At 69.9% G+C, this 19414-nt stretch carries 17 protein-coding genes; 14 read left to right on the top strand and 3 right to left on the bottom strand.

Features of this window, described 5'->3' with window-relative positions; genetic code table 11:
- The first annotated feature begins 79 nt into the window (after positions 1-79).
- Genes D3H54_RS29815 through D3H54_RS29825 form a run of 3 tightly spaced genes read left to right on the top strand, consistent with a single transcriptional unit; the run spans position 80 to position 2374 of the window.
- Positions 80-1003 (top strand): LpqN/LpqT family lipoprotein, encoded by a 924-nt coding sequence (locus tag D3H54_RS29815; protein ID WP_149383234.1) that lies wholly within the window; start codon positions 80-82, stop codon positions 1001-1003.
- A 23-nt stretch (positions 1004-1026) separates the two neighbouring features.
- Complete coding sequence (locus D3H54_RS29820) at positions 1027-1371, top strand: hypothetical protein (RefSeq protein ID WP_149383235.1); 345 nt, start codon at positions 1027-1029, stop codon at positions 1369-1371.
- Between the two features lie 16 nt (positions 1372-1387).
- Positions 1388-2374 carry a bile acid:sodium symporter family protein gene (locus D3H54_RS29825; protein ID WP_149383236.1) on the top strand — a complete coding sequence of 329 codons (987 nt, stop codon included), beginning with the start codon at positions 1388-1390 and terminating at the stop codon, positions 2372-2374.
- On the opposite strand, the gene D3H54_RS29830 is transcribed toward D3H54_RS29825, so the two are convergent.
- Positions 2361-2966, bottom strand: a complete 606-nt coding sequence (locus D3H54_RS29830; RefSeq protein ID WP_115317935.1) for a YqgE/AlgH family protein — start codon at positions 2964-2966, stop codon at positions 2361-2363. The genes D3H54_RS29825 and D3H54_RS29830 overlap by 14 nt on opposite strands.
- Positions 2967-3037: 71 nt before the next feature.
- Between D3H54_RS29830 and D3H54_RS29835 the strand changes: the two genes are divergently transcribed.
- The 4 genes from D3H54_RS29835 to D3H54_RS29850 are packed head-to-tail and all read left to right on the top strand — an operon-like array spanning position 3038 to position 8193.
- Entirely contained in the window at positions 3038-4309 is a 1272-nt protein-coding gene (locus D3H54_RS29835; protein ID WP_149383237.1) for an MFS transporter, read from the top strand.
- Positions 4310-4336: 27 nt separating this feature from the next.
- The gene (locus D3H54_RS29840; protein WP_149383238.1) at positions 4337-5110 is read left to right on the top strand and encodes a TIGR03084 family metal-binding protein; all 774 of its coding nucleotides are present in this window, start codon (positions 4337-4339) and stop codon (positions 5108-5110) included.
- 42 nt (positions 5111-5152) lie between these two features.
- Positions 5153-5728, top strand: a complete 576-nt coding sequence (locus D3H54_RS29845) for a molybdopterin-dependent oxidoreductase (RefSeq protein WP_149383239.1) — start codon at positions 5153-5155, stop codon at positions 5726-5728.
- The gene (locus D3H54_RS29850) at positions 5725-8193 is read left to right on the top strand and encodes a putative bifunctional diguanylate cyclase/phosphodiesterase (protein WP_149383240.1); all 2469 of its coding nucleotides are present in this window, start codon (positions 5725-5727) and stop codon (positions 8191-8193) included. Before D3H54_RS29845 ends, D3H54_RS29850 begins: the two co-directional genes overlap by 4 nt.
- Here D3H54_RS29850 and D3H54_RS29855 read toward each other — a convergent pair.
- Positions 8103-8615, bottom strand: coding sequence for a pullulanase (locus D3H54_RS29855; RefSeq protein WP_149383241.1), 513 nt, complete (start codon positions 8613-8615; stop codon positions 8103-8105). The two genes, D3H54_RS29850 and D3H54_RS29855, sit on opposite strands and share 91 nt — an antisense overlap.
- A gap of 7 nt (positions 8616-8622) precedes the next feature.
- Positions 8623-10083, bottom strand: a complete 1461-nt coding sequence (locus tag D3H54_RS29860) for a CCA tRNA nucleotidyltransferase (protein ID WP_149383242.1) — start codon at positions 10081-10083, stop codon at positions 8623-8625.
- A gap of 71 nt (positions 10084-10154) precedes the next feature.
- Between D3H54_RS29860 and D3H54_RS29865 the strand changes: the two genes are divergently transcribed.
- From D3H54_RS29865 to trxA, 7 genes are all read left to right on the top strand, one after another.
- Positions 10155-10949 carry an NUDIX hydrolase gene (locus tag D3H54_RS29865; protein ID WP_210419622.1) on the top strand — a complete coding sequence of 265 codons (795 nt, stop codon included), beginning with the start codon at positions 10155-10157 and terminating at the stop codon, positions 10947-10949.
- The gene (locus D3H54_RS29870) at positions 10946-13276 is read left to right on the top strand and encodes a DUF6049 family protein (protein ID WP_149383244.1); all 2331 of its coding nucleotides are present in this window, start codon (positions 10946-10948) and stop codon (positions 13274-13276) included. Before D3H54_RS29865 ends, D3H54_RS29870 begins: the two co-directional genes overlap by 4 nt.
- Positions 13273-16794, top strand: a complete 3522-nt coding sequence (murJ, locus tag D3H54_RS29875) for a murein biosynthesis integral membrane protein MurJ (RefSeq protein WP_149383245.1) — start codon at positions 13273-13275, stop codon at positions 16792-16794. The genes D3H54_RS29870 and murJ overlap by 4 nt, the downstream gene beginning before the upstream one ends.
- Before the next feature lie 63 nt (positions 16795-16857).
- Positions 16858-17421: an RNA polymerase sigma factor SigM gene (sigM, locus tag D3H54_RS29880; RefSeq protein ID WP_149383246.1), complete on the top strand. Its 564-nt coding sequence runs from the start codon at positions 16858-16860 to the stop codon at positions 17419-17421.
- A 12-nt stretch (positions 17422-17433) separates the two neighbouring features.
- Positions 17434-17928, top strand: a complete 495-nt coding sequence (locus D3H54_RS29885; RefSeq protein WP_149383247.1) for an RsmA family anti-sigma factor — start codon at positions 17434-17436, stop codon at positions 17926-17928.
- Between the two features lie 79 nt (positions 17929-18007).
- A complete protein-coding gene (gene trxB, locus D3H54_RS29890; protein ID WP_149383248.1) occupies positions 18008-18979 on the top strand; it encodes a thioredoxin-disulfide reductase in 972 nt (323 codons plus the stop codon).
- Positions 18976-19308: a thioredoxin gene (trxA, locus tag D3H54_RS29895; RefSeq protein WP_036342267.1), complete on the top strand. Its 333-nt coding sequence runs from the start codon at positions 18976-18978 to the stop codon at positions 19306-19308. Before trxB ends, trxA begins: the two co-directional genes overlap by 4 nt.
- The last annotated feature ends 106 nt before the right edge of the window (positions 19309-19414 follow it).

Genomic DNA, 19414 nt, shown 5'->3' on the forward strand with positions numbered 1-19414 from the left:
CCTCCCCGGCAGGCCGATACAGTCGGCCTCCTGACAAGGGGCCTCACCTGGCCCAACCGTGTCGAAAAGGACAGCTGCGATGATCACGATTGCCCGTAATTGGCGGGTGGTAGTAGGTGGGATGGCCGCCGGTACGGCCGCCGTCCTCGGTTTCACCTGCGCGAATGCGTCAGCCGAGCCGGTCGTTCCCGTTCTGCCCGCCCCGGTCACCGTCACCCAGACCGTCACCGTCGCCCCCGAGGTCGCGGCCGCGAACGCGGCCCCCGCTGCCGTGCCCGCCGCGGCACCGGCTGCCGTCCCCCAGGTTGCCACTGTTCCCCAGGTCGCGGCCCCGGCCGTCGCGCCGGCAGTGGCCGCACCGGAGACCCTTGTCCCGGCCGCATCCGGCACCCTTGCCGACTTCTTCAAGGACAAGGGCGTCAAGATGGAGCCGCAGAAGGCCAGCGGCTTCACCGCGCTCAACCTGGTGCTGCCGATGCCGCGTGGCTGGACCGTCGTACCCGACCCGAACGTCCCGGACGCGTTCACCGTGCTCGCCGACCGGCTCGGCGGCGACGGGCTGTACACCTCGAACGCACAGCTGAAGGTCTACAAGCTGGTCGGCGACTTCGACCCGAAGGAAGCCATCACCCACGGCTACGTGGACAGCCAGCAGCTGTTCAACTGGCAGGCCACCGACGCCTCGCTGGCCGATTTCGGCGGCTTCCCGTCCTCGCTGATCGAGGGCACCTACCGCGAGAACGACATGACGCTGAACACCTCGCGCCGCCACGTCATCGCCCAGTCCGGCCCGGACCGCTACCTGGTGTCGCTCTACGTGACGACCGCCGCCAACCAGGTGGTGGCCACCGCTGATGCGACCGACGCCATCGTCAACGGCTTCCGGGTCGCGTCGCCGACGGCCGCCCCGGCCCCGGCTCCCGCGCCCGCCGCGGCACCGCTGACCGATGCGTCGGCGCCGGCCCCGGCCGTCCTCCCCGCGGTGCCCGCTCTACCGCGCTGAACCCGGGCTCGTATTGTGGCCCCATGTTCATCGTCGGCCTGGTGTGCCTGGGAATGGCCGTCCTCGTCGGCGGCTCGGGCGCGTGGACGCTGACCCGGCCGCCCGGCGCTGACGTCACCGCACAGGTGATGCGTGCAGTCGCGCCGACCCAACTGGCCGCGGCCGTCATGCTGGCCGCGGGCGGGGCAGTCGCCCTCGCGGCACCGGCTCGCACCGGGCTGCTGGTGCTGATCGTCTGCGTTATCGGCGCTGTCGGAACGATCGGCGCCGGCTCCTGGCAAGGCGCCCGATACGCTGCCCGTCGAGAAGCTCAGGCCGGCGGCGGCTGCGCGGGCAGCTGCGCGAGCTGCACGCTGTCCTGCAAGTGAGCCGCTCAGCGAGCTGATGGGGGCGGTGCGTCGCGGCGTCGGAGTCGACACGTTCCTGCTGCTGCTCGTCGCGGTGGTCGCGCTGGCCACCCTGCTGCCCGCCCGAGGGACGGCGGCCGATGCCCTGTCGCTGGCCACCAAGATCGTCATCGCCCTGCTGTTCCTGCTGTACGGCGCACGGCTCTCACCACAGCAGGCGTGGCACGGGGTGCGGCAGTGGAAGCTGCACCTGCTGGTTCTGGCCACCACGTTCGTGGTGTTCCCGCTGCTCGGACTCGCGGCCCGCGCGCTGGTTCCGTCGGTGCTGACCGACGATCTGTATACCGGCGTGCTGTTCCTGTGCCTGGTGCCCTCGACGGTGCAGTCCTCGATCGCATTCACCTCGATGGCACGCGGGCACGTGTCGGCGGCGATCGTCAGCGCGTCGCTGTCCAACATCGTCGGAGTGTTTCTCACACCACTGCTCGTTCTGGTGCTGATGCCGCTCGGCGGTGCACCCCGGGTCGACGGGTCGGCGGTGGGAGACATCGTGCTGCAGCTGCTGGCGCCGTTCGCGGTCGGTCAGCTGCTGCGCCGGTGGTTGGCGCCGATGGTGACCCGGCACGCGGTGCTGACCAAGGTGGTCGACCGCGGCTCGATCCTGCTGATCGTCTACGCCGCGTTCTCGGTCGGGATGACCGAGCACATCTGGAGCAGCATTCAGCCGTGGCGGGTGGTGGCGGTCGCCGCGGTCAGCGCGGTGCTACTGACCGTGGTGCTGGCCTTCACGTGGATCACCGGCAGGCTGGCCCGGCTGGATCGTGCGGATGCGATCGTGCTGTTGTTCTGCGGGTCGAAGAAGAGTCTGGCCTCCGGGCTGCCCATGGCGCTGGTGTTGTTCCCGGCCGCCAGCGTGGGCGTGATCATGTTGCCGCTGATGCTGTTTCACCAGATCCAGCTGTTCGTCTGTGCGGTGATCGCCGCGAGACTGGGTCGCGGCGCGACGGCGGTCAGTTCCGGCTGACGTCGATCGGATGCGTCGCCAGCAGTGACAGCGGCAACGGCTGGCGACGCAACACCCGCGACCACAAGTCCACCCGCTGCTCGACCAGTACATCGGAAGGCAACGCGGACAACACAATCCAGTCATCGCGCTCGATCTCGCCCTCCAGCTGGCCGATGGTCCAGCCGGAGTAGCCGGCGAAGATCCGCACTCCCTCGACGGCCGGGGCGATCAGATCGGGGTCGGCGTCCAGGTCGATCATCACCATGCGGCCCGCGACATGGCGCAGACCGGGCATGCCCTGAGGGTCGGTGCCCACCCGCAGCGTGCCCAGGCACAGTGCGGCATCGCGTTTCACCGGCCCGCCGATGAACATCGTCTTGGGTTTGGCGGCCAGTTTCGACCACTGCGGCAACACGTTGTAGACGGCGGTCTCGCTGGGACGGTTGAGCACCACACCCAAAGTGCCGCCGTCGTTGTGCTCGACGACGTAGATCACGCTGCGCCGAAACGTCGGCTCCATGAGGTCGGTGTTGGCCAGCAGCAACGTTCCCGGTCGCACGCGGTTCGCCGCAGGCGCGATGAAGTCTTCGGGGTCCTCAGACTGTGCCACCCCACCATCATGGCATCAGGTAGGTGTTGCTGTGGTAACGGGCGCGTGTGGATATTTGTACTGTTGGTCCGATGGCCGACGCCCGCGCACCCGGTTCGCTCTGGCGATCCGTGCGCAGCCTGCCCGAGTTCTGGCGATTGCTCGAGCTGCGGACCGCCAGTCAGTTCGGTGACGGGCTGTTTCAGGCCGGGCTCGCCGGCGGCCTGTTGTTCAACCCGGAACGGGCGGCCGATCCGTGGGCGGTGGCCGGGGCGTTCGCGGTGTTGTTCCTGCCGTATTCGATCGTCGGCCCGTTCGCCGGGGCGCTGCTGGACCGCTGGGATCGCCGGGCGGTGCTGGTCGCGGCGAACCTGGCCAGGCTGGTGTTGGTTGTCGGCGTCGCTGTGCTGCTGGCCGTCGGGGCCAGTGACCTGACCGTGCTGTGCGGCGCGCTGATCGTCAACGGGTTCAGCCGGTTCGTCACCTCAGGACTCTCGGCCGCGCTGCCGCACGTCGTGCCGCGCCAGTCGGTCGTGGTGATGAACTCCGTCGCGACGGCCACCGGAGCCACCGCCACGTTCCTCGGCGCGAACTTCATGCTGTTGCCGCGCTGGCTGTTTGGCTCCGGCGACGCGGGCGCGGCCACCATCATGTCGATGGTGGCGGTTCCGATCGCGGTCGCGTTTGTGCTGTCGCTGCGGTTCCCACGGCACGTGCTCGGGCCTGACGACACCGCACGCGCCGTGCACGGTTCGGTGTTCTACGCCGTCACCACCGGGTGGATCTACGGCGCGCGCACCGTGTTGACCACGCCCACCGTGGCGGCCACACTGTCCGGCCTCGCCAGCCACCGGATGGTGTTCGGCATCAACACCCTGCTGGTGCTGGTCATCGTGCGGCACAGCGACACCCAGGCCGTCGGTGGTCTGGGCACCGCCGTCATCTTCGTCGCGGCCACCGGCGGCGGCGCGTTCCTGGCCAACGTGCTGGCCCCGATGTCGATCGAGCGGTGGGGCCGGTACGCGACCGCCAACGGGGCGTTGGGGTGTGCGGCGGTCATTCAGCTGGCCGGCGCGACCCTGCAGTTGGTGGTGATGATCGTGTGCGGGTTCCTGCTCGGGCTGGCCGGCCAGATCGTCAAGCTGTGCGCCGACACCGCCATGCAGATCGACGTCGACGACGCGCTGCGCGGACATGTGTTCGCCGTACAGGATTCGTTGTTCTGGGTGTCGTTCATCGCAGCGATCACCTTCGCCGCCGCGGTGGTGCCGGCCGACGGCCATTCCGCCGTCCTGGCCTTGATCGGCTCGGCGGTCTATCTCGTCGGCCTGGCAGTGCACAGCGCGGTCGGGCGCCGTACCTGATTCGGGGACTGGGTCTAGGTTCGATCCATGGCAGCCGCGGATCCGATCATCGACGACCTTCGCGACGAGAGCGACGCCCTCGACGCCCTCGTCGCGCCCCTGGATCCGCCCGGCTGGGCGCAGCCCACACCGGCGCCCGGCTGGACCATCGCCCACCAGATCGCGCACCTGCTGTGGACCGATCGGGCGTCGCTGCTGTCGATCACCGACGAGCCCGCGTTCGGTGATCTGCTCACCGCGGCGCAGGCCGACCCGTCGGGCTTCGTCGACAAAGCCGCCGAAGAGCTGGCGCTCACCCCGCCCGTGCAGCTGCTGGCGCAGTGGCGAGACACCCGCATCCAGCTGCACGCCGCGCTGCGCGGGGTGGCCGACGGCCGCAAGCTGGTCTGGTTCGGCCCGCCGATGAGCGCACCGTCGATGGCCACCGCCCGACTGATGGAAACCTGGGCGCACGGCCTCGACGTAGCCGACGCTCTGGGTGTCGTGGTCGCGCCGACGGCCCGGCTGAAGTCGATCGCCCACCTCGGTGTGCGCACTCGCGACTTCGCGTTTACCGTCCACGGGCTGACCCCGCCGGCCGAGCCGTTCCGCGTCGAACTGACGGCGCCCGACGGCAGCTGCTGGGCGTGGGGCCCCGAGGACGCGGCCCAACGCGTCACCGGGTCGGCGCTCGACTTCTGCTACCTGGTCACCCAGCGCAGGCCGAGCCGCGAGCTCGACGTTGTCGCCGAAGGAGCCGATGCCGCAAAGTGGCTCGGCATCGCGCAGGCCTTCGCCGGGCCGCCCGGCCAGGGACGCTGACGTACCGGCCGATCGTTGCTTTGGGCAGTATTATCGCCGTTCATGCGCAACCGCCTCCTGGCCGCCATCGCGGCGGGGACGGTCGGCATTGCGGTCGGCGGGTGTGCGACCAGTCCCGCCCCGGCCCACCCCTACTCGGCCGCGGCGGAGTCGGAGTCCGACCAGGGGCGCAACCCCTACACCGCCGGGACCGTCGACCCCCCGGCTCCGAATGCACCGGTGCTCACCGTGACCGGCGGGGCGACGCCGCTGTCGCTGACCATCGACCAGCTCAATGCGATGGGCAACGCGACGATCTCGATCGACGAACCCTTCGTCAACAAGCGCGAGACGTACAGCGGTGTGCCGCTGGCCATCGTGCTCGCCAAAGCCGGAATTCCCGACACCGCAACGATCGACACCGACGCGATCGACCACTACCACTACGTCAGCGTCGTCAAACCGATGATCGACTCGCAGGCCCTGATCGCCACCCAGCGTGACGGCGGGCCCATTCCCTACGACCAGGGCGGGCCCATCCGGATCGTGTTCCCCGACCGCACCCCGCTGTCGTCGGTCCTCGAAGCCTGGAACTGGAGCCTGACGTCGATCACGGTGAAGCACCCGGCCGGCTCGTGATCACCGACCGCTGGCTCACCCCGCCCGGCCCCCGGCTGACCCTCAACCGCGGCCAGCAGATCGTGGCGACCGTGCTGGTGCTGCTGCTCATCGCGCTGGTCGCGATCGGCTTTCAGTCATCGGCCGATCAGAACGCCTACAGCCGGCACAGCGCCCGCAGCGAAGCGGCTGCCACCAACACGTTCTTCACCGTGCGCGACTCGCTCACCTACATCGACCGCGCGCAGCAGTATCTGCTCGGCGTGGTTCCCCGGCGCGACGTCCAGCTCGCCAGGGCGATGCTGGCTCAGCGCCTGCGCGTGATCGCGGCCAACGGTGTGGCCGCCGCCGACAGCACCGGCCCCGACTACCGCGCGGCGCTCGCCGCACTGGACGCGGTGGTCGCCAAGGCGCCGCCCGGTCTGCTGCCCGTCGCACAACGCGACCGGTGGGCCGGCACCATCCTGCCGCGTTCCGAGGCCCTCTCCGAGCGGGCGCACGAGCTGGCCGCCGACAACCAGGTCGAACAGCACCAGATGGATCGCCTCGCCGAGCGGAACCTGCTGCGCGGCCGGGTGGTCCAGCTGGCCATGCTGATCTCCGCGCTGATCCTGGCCGCAATCTTGTTGTGGTGGGTCTCGGCCAATGTCGTGCGCCAATACCGAAGCGCCCGAAAGGCTTTCGACAACGAGCGAGAAGTGCTGCGCCAGACCGAGTTTCGCCTTGATCGGGTTTCCGCGCTGGAACGCGGCCAGGCGCAGATCCTGGAACGCATCGCCACCGCGGGCCCGGTGTCGTCGGTCCTGCGCCAGATCGTGCAGCTGGCCGCCGACGTGTCCGGGGCACCGGCCGTCCGCATGTCGATCGGCAGGCGAACGGTGATCTACCCGCCCGGCGCCGACGTGTCGGGCACACCGGCGTGGACCGGTGTCGTCACCGACAACGTCGACGGGTCAGGGACGCTCCAGGTGTTCGGCGACGCCGAAGCCCTCGACGAACTCGCCCACACCGCCCTGGTGCGGTGCCGGGACCTGGCGGTGCTGTCGCTCGAACGGGACGCGTCCGCGCGTCGGCTGTCCTACCAGGCCAGCCACGACGCCCTCACGGGCCTGGCCAACCGCAGCCTGCTGCTCGCTCGGCTGTCGAAGAGCCTGCTGCTGTCCCGCCGCCGCGGAACTCCCCTGGCGCTGCTGTTCTGCGATCTGGACCGCTTCAAGATGGTCAACGACTCGATCGGGCACGCCGGCGGAGACCAGCTGCTGATCGAGGCGGCGCGGCGGCTGTCGGGCACCGTGCGCGAAAGCGACACCGTGGCACGCCTCGGCGGCGACGAGTTCGTGGTGCTCTGCCCGGAGCTGCCGGACCGTGCCCAGGCTCTTGCACTGGCCGAACGGATCCGCAGCGCACTCAGCGTTCCGTACACCATCGACGGCAAGGAAGCGTTCGTCGACGTCTCCATCGGCATCACCTTCGCCGACGAATCCACCGTCTCCGGTCACGAACTGATGCGCGAAGCCGACGTGGCGATGTACCGGGCCAAGCTCACCGACGGCCACCACATCAACGTCTTCGACTCGACGCTCGAAGCCGAGGTCGCCCAGCGCCTGGATCTGGACGCCGCCCTGCGCCACGCCGTGGAGCGTGGCGAGCTGCGATGCTCCGCCCAACCGATCGTCGTGCTCGACACCGGAGTGATCACCGGCTTCGAGACGCTGCTGCAGTGGCACCGCCCCGGGCTGCCCGTCCTGTATCCGGGTGCGTTCATCCCGCTGGCCGAGGACAACGGGATGATCGTCGAGATCGGCCGGTGGGTGCTGCGCGAGACCATCCAGACCCTCGCGCAGTGGCGCGCCGACGGGCTGGCACTCGACCTGACCATGTCGGTCAACGTGTCGCCACGCCAGGTACGCGAAGCCGGCTTCGCCGAAGAGGTGCTGCAGATGCTGGCGGCGTCCGGGTTGCCGCCCGAGGCCCTGATGATCGAGCTCACCGAACACGCACTTGTCGACCTGCGGGTGGCCCACCCGACACTGGCGCGGCTGCGCGAGGCCGGCGTCAGTGTCTCCCTCGACGATTTCGGCACTGGCTATTCGTCGCTGACCCAACTGCGCACGCTGCCCGTCGATCAGATCAAGCTCGATCGCTCGTTCGCCGCCGCGCTGGACGAGGGCGACGACAAACAACGCGCCGTCGTGCAGTCGGTGGTCGCGCTGGCCAGCGCGCTGTCGCTGGACCTGGTGGTCGAAGGCATCGAGACGATCGCCGAGCGCGACACCCTGCTGGATCTCGGCGCCGACACGGGGCAGGGCTTCCTCTATCACCACCCCGTGCTGTGGGACGCCGCCCGAGCGCTGCTCGAGTCGGGTGGGGTGTGCACGGTGCCGTCAGACGGCGGCTACACCGGACTGGCGTCGTCGGAGAGTCCGTCACCGTCGGAGTCGACCAACGTGACGTCCCAGCGGCCGTCCCCATCGGTGTCGACGTAACCGGTGTCGAACCCGCCGTCGGGCCCGCTTCGCAACGCCCGATCGGCCAGGCCGTCGCGGTCGACGTCGAGCACCCGGTCCGGGCGTCCGTCACCGTCGAAATCGATCGGCCCCTCCGCCGTGTGCTCGACGCCGTCCAGACCGAACCAGCGCAGCGGGCCGGCCGGGCCGACCGGAGTCATCGCCCACGTCCCCGACCCGTCGTCGGTGAACACGTGCTCCGCGAACCCGTCATCGAGGTCGAAGGCGGCGTGGTCGGCCAGGCCGTCGTCGTCGAAGTCGGCCAGCGCATCGTCGAAGGCACCGTCGCCATCGAGGTCCAGCCGCACCCCGTCGAGCTCGCCGTCACCGTCGATGTCCACCTCGGGATGACCGCTGAACATGGCCGCCGTACCGTCCCCGTGTCCCAGGCAATAGTCCATACCTAGGTCAGACGCCGGGCTGATCCTTCGCGTTCCGTTCGGTCCACCACGCCAGCAGAGCGGCGACGGCCTCGTCGTGTTCGAGCGGCCCGCGGTCCAGGCGCAGCTCCTTGAGGAACGACCAGGCCTGCCCCACCAGCGGACCGGGCGGGATGTCGAGCAGCCGCATGATCTCGTTACCGTCCAGGTCCGGGCGCACCCGTTGCAGATCTTCCTTGGCGGCCAGCTCCGCGATCCGCGCCTCGAGCTCGTCGTAACTGGCCTGCAACCGCGCCGCGCGCCGCTTGTTGCGGGTCGTGCAGTCGGCGCGGACCAGCTTGTGCAACCGCGGCAGCAGCGGTCCGGCGTCGGCGACGTAGCGGCGCACCGCCGAATCCGTCCACTTGCCGTCGCCGTAGCCGTGGAACCGCAGATGCAGATACACCAGCTGCGACACATCGTCGACCATCTGCTTGGAGTACTTCAGCGCCCGCATCCGCTTGCGGACCATCTTGGCCCCGACCACCTCATGGTGGTGGAAGCTCACTCCGCCGTCGGATTCGTGGCGGCGGGTGGCCGGCTTGCCGATGTCGTGCAGCAGCGCCGCCCAGCGCAGCACGAGATCGCGCTCGTCGTCATCCTCCAGTTCCATCGCCTGGCGCAGCACGGTCAGCGAATGCTGGTAGACGTCCTTGTGCTGATGGTGCTCGTCGATGGCCATCTGCATGCCGCCGATCTCGGGCAGCACCACCTCGCCCATCCCGGTGTGGACCATCAGGTCGATGCCTGCGACGGGGTCATCGCCCAGCAGCATCTTGTCCAACTCGACCGCCACCCGCTCGACCGTGATCCGCCCGAGCTGGGGCGCCATCTCCACGATCGCGCGACGCACCCGATCGGATACGCCGAACCGCAGCTGGGAGACGAAGCGCGCCGCCCGCAGCATGCGCAGCGGGTCATCGCCGAACGACACCTCCGGCGCCGTCGGCGTATCCAGGATCCGCTGCCGCAACGCGGTCAGGCCGCCCAGCGGATCGATGAAGTCGCCCGGACCGTCCGCGGTGATGCGCACCGCCATCGCGTTGACCGTAAAGTCGCGGCGCACCAGATCGTCCTCGAGCCGGTCTCCGTAGCGGACCTGCGGGTTGCGCGACACCTGGTCGTAGCTGTCGGCGCGGAAGGTGGTGATCTCCAACCGCTCGCCGTACTTGCCGACGCCGACCGTGCCGAACTCGATTCCGGTATCCCACACTGCGTCGGCCCATGGCCGCACGATCCGCTGAACGACCTCGGGCCGCGCATCGGTGGTGAAGTCGAGGTCCGGGTTCAGCCGGCCGAGGACGGCGTCGCGCACACTGCCGCCGACGAGGTAGAGCTCGTGGCCGGCAGCGTCGAACAGGGCACCGACTTCACGCAACAACGCACCCTGTCGATTGAGTGCGACGAGGGCCCGGGCGAGCAGTTCGACGTCGTGGGTGGCTTCGGACACGTGGCAGAAGCGTAGTCGTGTACCGGCGAGTGCGGTCGGGACGCCATCCCGTGCCAGCTACTATCGCTTGGGTGTCGGACGGCGAACAGGCCAAACCACGACGGCGCCGAGGGCGTCGCCGCGGCCGTCGCGCGGCTGGTCCGGCAAATCCCACCCCGGCAGACGCCGGCGCCACCGAAGCCTCGGACACCACCACCGGATCCCCCGCCGTCAACGGCACCAATGGTCAGCCCCGGCCCGGCAAACCCGGCCGTCCCCGTCGGGCGCCCGCGCGGCTGCGTACCGTCCACGAAACCTCCGCGGGCGGACTGGTCATCGACGGTATCGACGGGCCGCCCGAAGCTCAGGTGGCCGCCCTCATCGGGCGGATCGACCGGCGCGGGCGGATGCTGTGGTCACTGCCGAAGGGCCACATCGAACAGGGTGAGACCGCCGAGGAAACCGCGATCCGCGAGGTCGCCGAAGAAACCGGTATCCGCGGACAGGTCCTGGCCGCGCTCGGCAGCATCGACTACTGGTTCGTCACCGAAGGCCGCCGCGTCCACAAGACGGTGCACCACTACCTCATGCAGTTCTCCGGCGGTGAACTGTGCGACGAAGACGTCGAGGTCACCGAGGTGGCGTGGGTTCCGGTCGGTGAGCTCCCCAAACGACTGGCCTACGCCGACGAGCGTCGCCTGGCCGAGGTCGCCGGCGAACTGATCCAACTCCTGCAGTCCGACGGCGTCGCCGCGCTGCCGCCACTGCCGCGCACCACCCCACGCCGGCGGCCTCAAACGCATTCGCACACCCGCAGCCGTCGTTCGGACGATTCAGGACCGCGTCAATCCGGCCCGCGGACGAACGGCTGCGGACCGGGAACGTGACCATGCCGAGGCGGGTCGGCAAGCTGCCCCGGATCGTGCTGGTCCTCGGTTTCCTTGCCTTGCTCGCGATGCCAACGACCGCGCCGGCCGCTGCCGGCGAGCCCGGGTCGACGCCCTTCCTGCAGGTGCGGGTGGACAGCGTCACCCCGGATCTCATCACCACCACCAGCGAGCCGACGGTCACCGTCACCGGAACCGTCACCAACGTCGGCGACCGTCCGGTGCGCGACGTCGTCGCCCGCCTCGAACACGCCGCCGCAGTGACCTCCTCGGCGGGGTTGCGCACCAATCTCGACGGCCCCAACGACCAGTTCCAGCCCGTCGGCGAATTCACCGCGATCGCGCCGGAGATGCAGCGCGGTCAGGCGGTCGGATTCACCTTCAGCTATCCGCTCCGCTCGCGCACCGCGCCCTCGCTGGGCGTCGAACAGCCCGGGGTGTACCCGCTGCTGGTCAACATCAACGGCACCCCGGACTACGGCGACGCCGCCCGCCTCGACGACGCCCGCTTCCTGCTGCCGGTCTTGGGTGTACCGCCCGACCCGGCCAGTACGTCGGCGGACGCCCTGACCGACGTCGTCCCACCCGACACCACCAAACCTGTTGCGGTGACCATGCTGTGGCCACTCGCCGACAAGCCGAGGCTGGCCCCGGGCGTGCCGGGCGGCAGCACACCGGTGCGGTTGATGAACGACGATCTGGCCGTATCGCTGGCCGCGGGTGGCCGGCTGGACTCGCTGCTGTCGGCGGTCGATTTCGCCACCAGCCCCCCGGTGGATCCCGGCGGCGACACCGCGCGGGCCCTGTGTCTGGCGGTCGACCCGGACCTACTGGTCACCGTCAACGCGATGACCACCGGTTACGTCGTGGCCGACTCCCCCGACGGGCTCGGCGCCGCCTCCCACCCCGGCACCGGACAGGCCGCCGCGGTGGCCTGGCTGGACAAATTGCGCGCCCTGGCCAAGCGGATGTGCGTCACATCAACGCCGTACGCGCAGGCCGATCTCGGCGCTCTGCAGCGGGTCGGGGACGCCGGGCTCAACACCGCGGCAACCGTCAGCGCGAGCGACATCATCGACCAGATCCTCGGCATCGCCTCGTTGCGCGGCGCGACGGTCCTGGGCGACGGACCGCTGACGCCCGGCGCCGTCGACCTGCTCGACAGCCAGGGGCCGACCGTCGCGATCGCGGCCGCCAACTGCTCCGCCCAGGACTCCGCGACCGGGGAGCCGATGACCGCCGACGTGACCGCGCGCCGGGTATCGCCGCAAGTGGTGATGGCACCGTTCGACCCGGCCGTCGGCGCCGCCCTGGCCGGGGTCGGTACCGACCCCGATCTGCCCACCTATCTTGATGCGTCGCTGGACGTTCCACTCGACCACGACTCCATGGTCGCGCGGCGTCAGGACGCCGTCGCATCGATGCTGTGGCGGGCGTTGCAGCCGAGCGCCGAGCCGCGCCAGCAGATCCTGCTGCCCCCGCTGAAGTGGAGCCCGCAAGCCGGTGACGCACAGGCGATGCTGACCGCGCTGGCCACCACGATCCGCTCGGGGCTGGCGTTCGCCCGGCCGCTGGGCGACGTGATCACGCAGGCGGCGCAGGCCGGCCCGGGGCCCGGCCCCGATCTGCCGCGGGACACCCGGGGCGGCTTCGACGACGACGTCATCTCCACGATCACCGGACAGAGTGGCCGGTTGTGGGGGTTGACCGCGGCGCTCACCACCGATCCGCGCACCGGGCTGACCGGCCCGCAGTACACCGCGCCGCTGCGCGAGGACATGCTGCGCGCCCTGAGCCAGACCGAGCCCCCGCAGGAGCGCAACGATCTGGCCCGGCGCCGGCTGGGAGCTGTCGGCACGACGATCAACGACCTGTTCGGCGCGGTCACGATCGTCAACCCCGGCGGTTCGTACACGCTGGCCACCGAGCACAGCCCGCTGCCGCTGGCGGTGCGCAACGACCTGGCCGTCCCGATCCGGGTCCGACTGCAGGTCGACGCCCCGCCCGGCATGACCGTCACCGACCTCGGCGAGCAGGAAGTCCCGCCGGGATACCTGCCGCTGCGGGTCCCCATCGAGGTGCACTTCACCCAACGAGTCGCCGTCGACGTCACCCTGCGCACCTCCGACGGGCTGCAGCTCGGTGAGCCGGTGCGACTGTCGGTGCACTCGAACGCCTACGGCAAGGTGCTCTTCGCGATCACCCTGATCGGCGGCACGGTGCTGGCGGCGCTCGTCGGACGCCGGCTCTACCACCGCTTCCGCGGCCAGCCCGACCCCGCCGACCTGGACCGCCCGCGCCGGGCCACCGCCGAAGGCCGCGAATGACACCGCCACCCCGCCGACCGGTCGCCTATGTCCGGCCCGGTCCCCGCACTCGCGCGGTGCGCGCCGAACTGTCCGACGCCGCGGTGGTGTCGCGGTCCTGGGGCATGGCGCTGGCCACCTTGGTCAGTCGCATCACCGGGTTCATCCGCATCGTGCTGCTGGCCGCGATCCTCGGCGCGGCTCTCTCGAGTGCCTTCACCGTCGCCAACCAGTTGCCGAACCTGATCGCGGCCCTGGTCTTGGAGGCCACCTTCACCGCGATCTTCGTCCCGGTGCTGGCCCGCGCCGAGCGCGACGACGCCGACGGCGGTGAGGCGTTCGTACGCCGGCTGGTCACGCTGGCCACCACCCTGCTGCTGGTTGCCACCATCCTGTCGGTGGCGGCCGGCCCACTGCTCGTGCGCCTCATGCTCGGCCAGGACCCGCAGGTCAACCAACCGCTGACCACCGCGTTCGCGTATCTGCTGCTGCCCCAGGTGATCTTCTACGGGCTGTCGTCGGTGTTCATGGCAATCCTGAACAACCGCAACGTGTTCGGGCCACCGGCCTGGGCCCCGGTGGTCAACAACGTCGTCGCGATCGCCACGTTGGGGCTGTACCTCATTGTCCCGGGCCAGCTCTCGGTCGACCCGGTGCAGATGGGCAACGCCAAGCTGCTGGTGCTCGGCATCGGAACAACGCTGGGCGTGGTGGCCCAAACCGTGGTGCTGCTGGTCGCGATCCGCGCCGAGCGGATCAGCCTGCGCCCGCTGTGGGGCGTCGACGATCGGCTCAAGCGGTTCGGCGCGATGGCCGGCGCCATGGTGCTCTACGTGCTGATCAGCCAGGTCGGTCTGGTGGTCGTCAACCAGATCGCCAGCACCGCGGCCGCCTCCGGCCCGGCGATCTACAACTACACCTGGCTGGTGCTGATGCTGCCGTTCGGCATCATCGGCGTCACCGTCCTGACGGTGGTGATGCCCCGGCTGAGCCGCAACGCCGCCGCCGACGACACCCCCGCCGTGCTGGCCGACCTGTCGCTGGCCACCCGGCTGACGATGGTGACGCTGATCCCGATCGTCGCGTTCATGACCGTCGGCGGCCCGGCGATGGGCAGCGCACTGTTCGCCTACGGCAAGTTCGGCGAGGTCGACGCCAATTACCTCGGTGTCGCCATCAGCCTGTCGGCATTCACCCTGATCCCCTACGCGCTGGTGCTGCTGCAGCTGCGGGTGTTCTACGCCCGCGAACAACCGTGGACACCGATCCTGATCATCGTCACGATCACGGTCGTCAAGATCGCGGCATCGGTGGTGGCTCCGCACCTGACCGACGACAAGGAACTCGTCGCCGGCTACCTGGGCCTGGCCAACGGGCTGGGCTTCCTGGCCGGCTCCGTCCTCGGTTACGTGCTGCTGCAGCGGGCGCTGAAACCGCCGCGCGGCGGCCTGCTCGACCTTGCAGTGGTCCGCACGATCCTGGTCACCACGGCCGCATCGTTGCTGGCCGGGCTGATCGCTTACGTCATCGACCGGCTGCTCGGGCTCAAGGTGCTGACCGAACACGGCGGCGGCGCGGGGTCGCTGCTGCGGCTGGTGGTGCTCGGCATGATCATGCTGCCGATCCTCGCGGCGGTGATGCTCGCCGCTCGGGTTCCCGACGCGGTGGCCGCCTGGGCCGCGGTCAAGCGCCGGATCACCCGCACCCCGCCGCAGACCGTCACTTCACTTGCTGCGCTCGACCGCCCGCAGGTCCCGGGGCAGTTCCCGTACCCTGAGCACAGCAATTCGTATGGAGCCGCGGGCTCGACGGGGAAAGGACCGGAGGTGAACGACCAACCCTCGGGCAATCCTCCCGTCGAGCCAATCGGAGACGCCACCACGAAGATCCCGCGCCAGGCCGCGGACGACTTCCAGCCCGATGTGGCGCCCGAGGTGCACGTGGGCACGGTCCCCTCAGCGGTGCCGCCCAAACAGCCCAACGCCGACTTCGCCGGAGATCCGACCCGGGAGCCCCTCGGTTTCGAGTCACCGCGGGAGCCGGCGATGGAATCGGGCGCCGCGGTCGACGAAGGCACTCACCTGATCCCGGGCGCGAGCATCGCCGGCGGGCGTTACCGGCTGCTGGTCTCGCACGGCGGGCCGCCCGGACTGCAGTTCTGGCAGGCACTGGACACCGCGCTGGACCGGCAGGTGGCGCTCACCTTCGTCGACCCCGACCGCACCATGTCGGATGATCAGGTGCAGGAAATCCTTTCCCGCACACTCAAACTCAGCCAGATCGAGCGTCCGGGCATCGCTCGGGTTCTCGACGTCGCCAACACGGGTGCCGGCGGGCTGGTGGTATCGGAGTGGATTCGCGGGGGCTCACTGAAGGAAGTCGCCGACACCTCACCGTCGCCGATCGGCGGCGCGCGTGCCGTTCAGTCGCTGGCCGCGGCGGCCGACGCCGCGCACGGCGCCGGCGTCGCGCTGTCGATCGATCATCCCAGCCGGGTGCGGGTCAGCATCGAAGGCGATGTCGCGCTGGCGTTCCCGGCGACCATGCCCGGGGCCACCCCCGAGGACGACATCCGCGGGATCGGCGCCGCCCTGTACGCGCTGTTGGTCGACCGGTGGCCGTTGCCGGAGAAGGGCGCACCCAGTGGGTTGGAGCCCGCTGAAACCGACCCGGCCGGCGAGCCGCTCGAACCGCGCGCGATCGACGGCGCCATCCCGTTCCAGATTTCCGCAGCCGCAGCACGCTCGGTCCAAGCGGGCGGTGGGATTCGTTCGGCCCCAACCCTTTTGAACCTTCTGCAGCAGGCCACCGCGACAGCCGACCGCACCGACCTGATCGAGCCCGTCGATCCTGTCGGCCCGGCCACCGCTCTGCCCGCCGATCCGGCGGATGTCGAAGCCCAGGCCCGCCGCAGGCGCAATCTGCTGATCGGCGTCGGTGTGGGAGCCGGAATCCTGGTGATCGCGCTGATCGTGCTGGCCTCGGTGCTCAGCAGTATCTTCGGCGACGTCGGCGGTGGCCTCAAGGGTGACCAGCTCGGGCTGAACCCCTCGACGTCGCAGACCGCCGACAACAACGCGGCCAGCGGGAGCACCGTCAAACCCGTTAAGGTGACCGTCTTTTCACCAGGCGGCGGCGCCGACAATCCGGACAAGGCCGAGCTGGCCGTCACCGGCGGACCCGGCACCGGCTGGTCCACCGACACCTACACCGACCCGAATCCGTTCCCCAACTTCAAGAACGGCGTCGGTCTGCTGCTGCAGCTGCCCCAGCCGACCACGGTCGGCAGTGTGTCGCTGACGGTGCCCAGCACCGGTACCCAGGTGCAGATCCGCTCCGCGTCGTCGGCCAATCCGACCACCCTGGACGACACCACCGTGCTGACCCAGCCCACCGCATTGCAGCCGGGCGCCAACACAATTCAGGTCAACGCGAAGGCGCCGACCACCTACCTGGTGGTGTGGATCTCCACGATGGGCACCACCGACGGTAAGAACAAGACCGAGATCTCCGGGCTGACCGTCAAGGCCGCGTCGTAATTCCCTAACAGCCCGGCCCCCGGGTGAAGTGCCCGCGGACGGCGGGAAACCTACTGTCCGGCCATGCTCAGCTTCCCCGGCCCGGCCGTCGTTCGCAGCGATGCCCAGCTGCTGGCCGCCCATGTCGCCGGTGACCGCTACGCCTTCGAGGAGCTGCTGGGCCGCCACCACCGCCGGCTGTACCAGCTGGCGCGCCGCAGAACCCGCAATCCGGAGGACGCCGCCGACGTCATCCAGGACGCGATGCTGGCCGCCCACCGCGGTGCCCCCGCGTTTCGCCACGACGCGGCGGTCAGCAGCTGGCTGCACCGCATCGTGATCAACGCCTGCCTGGACCGGTTGCGCCGTGGTGCGGCACAACCGGCCACCGCCCCATTGGTCGACGAGCACCGAGTCGGTGACCGCACCGCCGAGGTCGACACCGTGCTGCTGGTGCGCCGCGCGTTGATGCGCCTGCCGGCCGACCAGCGGGCCGCCCTGTTGGCCGTCGACATGCACGGCTACTCGGTGGCCGACGCGGCCGTCCTCCTGGGTGTCGCCGAGGGCACCGTCAAGAGCCGATGCGCGCGGGGGCGAGCCCGGCTGACGGGCCTGCTGCGCCCCGACGGCGCCTGCGCACGCAGCTGACACACTGGTCGCGTGGAGCCCACACACACCGTCACCCCGGCGTCTGACGGCCCCGCAGCCCACGCGCGGCGCCCGGCCGCGCGAACCGGCCGGCTGGTGGCCGCCGGCATCGGCGCGGTGGCCGTGCTCGCCGCGGTCGGCCTCGGGATCGCGTCGCAGCTGAAATCCGGCGGGCCCGCCGCCAGCACCCTGACCAGTGCCAGCATGATCACTGTCACCCCGAAGATGCCGATCAGCAGCCGTGAGCTCAACTCGCTGATCGCCCGTGGCCCGGACTTCGGCCCGCTCGCCGATCCCAAGCGGCGCGCCGCGTGCCTAGGCGCGCTCGGCTATCCCGGATCGGTGCAGGTCCTGGGCGCCGAGCAGGTGCAGGTCGACGGCAAGCCCGCCGTCGTGCTGGTGCTACCCGGCGACCAGCCCGACGTGATCGTGGGCGTCGCCGTCGCCGCCTCCTGCAGCTCGATCGACACCGGGCTGATCGCCGACACGACTGTGCGCCGCCCATAGTGCACGGCGGGGAACAGCGCGGCCTACCCTGTTGTTTGACCAGGTGCCCCAGAACGGCACCCGACGCAGAAAGGCTGGTATGAGCGCCAACCCAGTTCATGACGTCATCGTCATCGGATCAGGCCCCGCCGGCTACACCGCGGCCATCTACACCGCCCGCGCACAGCTGCAGCCCCTGGTCTTCGAGGGCACGTCGTTCGGCGGCGCCTTGATGACCACCACCGAGGTGGAGAACTTTCCCGGCTTCCGTTCCGGTATCACCGGTCCGGAGCTGATGGATGAGATGCGTGAGCAGGCCCTGCGCTTCGGCGCCGACCTGCGGATGGAAGACGTCGAATCCGTCGACCTGGACGGACCCGTCAAGAAGGTGGTGACCGGCGACGGCGAAACCCACCTGGCCCGGTCGGTCATCCTCGCGATGGGCGCCGCCGCCCGCTACCTCGGCGTCCCCGGGGAACAGGAACTGCTCGGCCGCGGCGTCAGCGCCTGCGCCACCTGCGACGGCTTCTTCTTCAAGGAGCAGGACATCGCCGTCATCGGCGGCGGTGACTCCGCGATGGAAGAGGCGACGTTCCTGACCCGCTTCGCGCGCAGTGTCACCCTGGTGCACCGCCGCGACGAGTTCCGCGCCTCCAAGATCATGCTGGAGCGCGCCCGCGAGAACGACAAGATCACGTTCCTGACCAACACCGCGGTGGACGCGGTCGAAGGTGACACCACCGTCTCCGGGCTGCGCGTTCACAACGTGCTCACCGGCGAGGAGTCCACCTTGCCGGTCACCGGTGTGTTCGTCGCGATCGGCCACGATCCCCGCTCTGAGCTGGTACGCGGCTCGGTCGAGCTCGATCCCGAGGGCTACGTGCTGGTGCGCGGTCGCACCACCGCCACCTCGATCGACGGCGTGTTTGCCGCCGGCGACCTCGTCGACCACACCTACCGGCAGGCCATCACCGCGGCCGGGATGGGCTGTTCGGCTGCGATCGACGCCGAACGCTGGCTGGCCGATGCCGACGACACTGCAACCACCGAGATGATTGGAGCACACCAATGAGCGAAGGCGGCGCGACCGTAACGGTCTCCGACGACTCCTTCTCCCAGGACGTCTTGTCCAGCAACACCCCTGTGCTGGTTGACTTTTGGGCCACCTGGTGCGGTCCGTGCCGGATGGTCGCCCCCGTCCTCGAGGAGATCGCCACCGAGAAGGCCGGCGCGCTGACGGTGGCCAAGCTCGATGTCGACGCCAACCCGGCGACGGCCCGCGACTTCCAGGTGGTCTCGATCCCGACCCTGATCCTGTTCAAGGACGGGCAGCCGGTGAAGCGGATCGTGGGCGCCAAGGGCAAGGCGGCGCTGCTGCGGGAGATCGCCGACGTCGTCTGACCCAGGCGGACCAACTTCTTGCTCCTCCCCCGGTCTGAGGCTGGGGCGGCCTTATCGCCGCATGCCTGAGACGATTCCGTTACCGGCGGCCTCGCCTGCCGTTTTC

It is taken from the genome of Mycobacterium sp. ELW1 (genome assembly GCF_008329905.1).
GTDB lineage: Bacteria > Actinomycetota > Actinomycetes > Mycobacteriales > Mycobacteriaceae > Mycobacterium.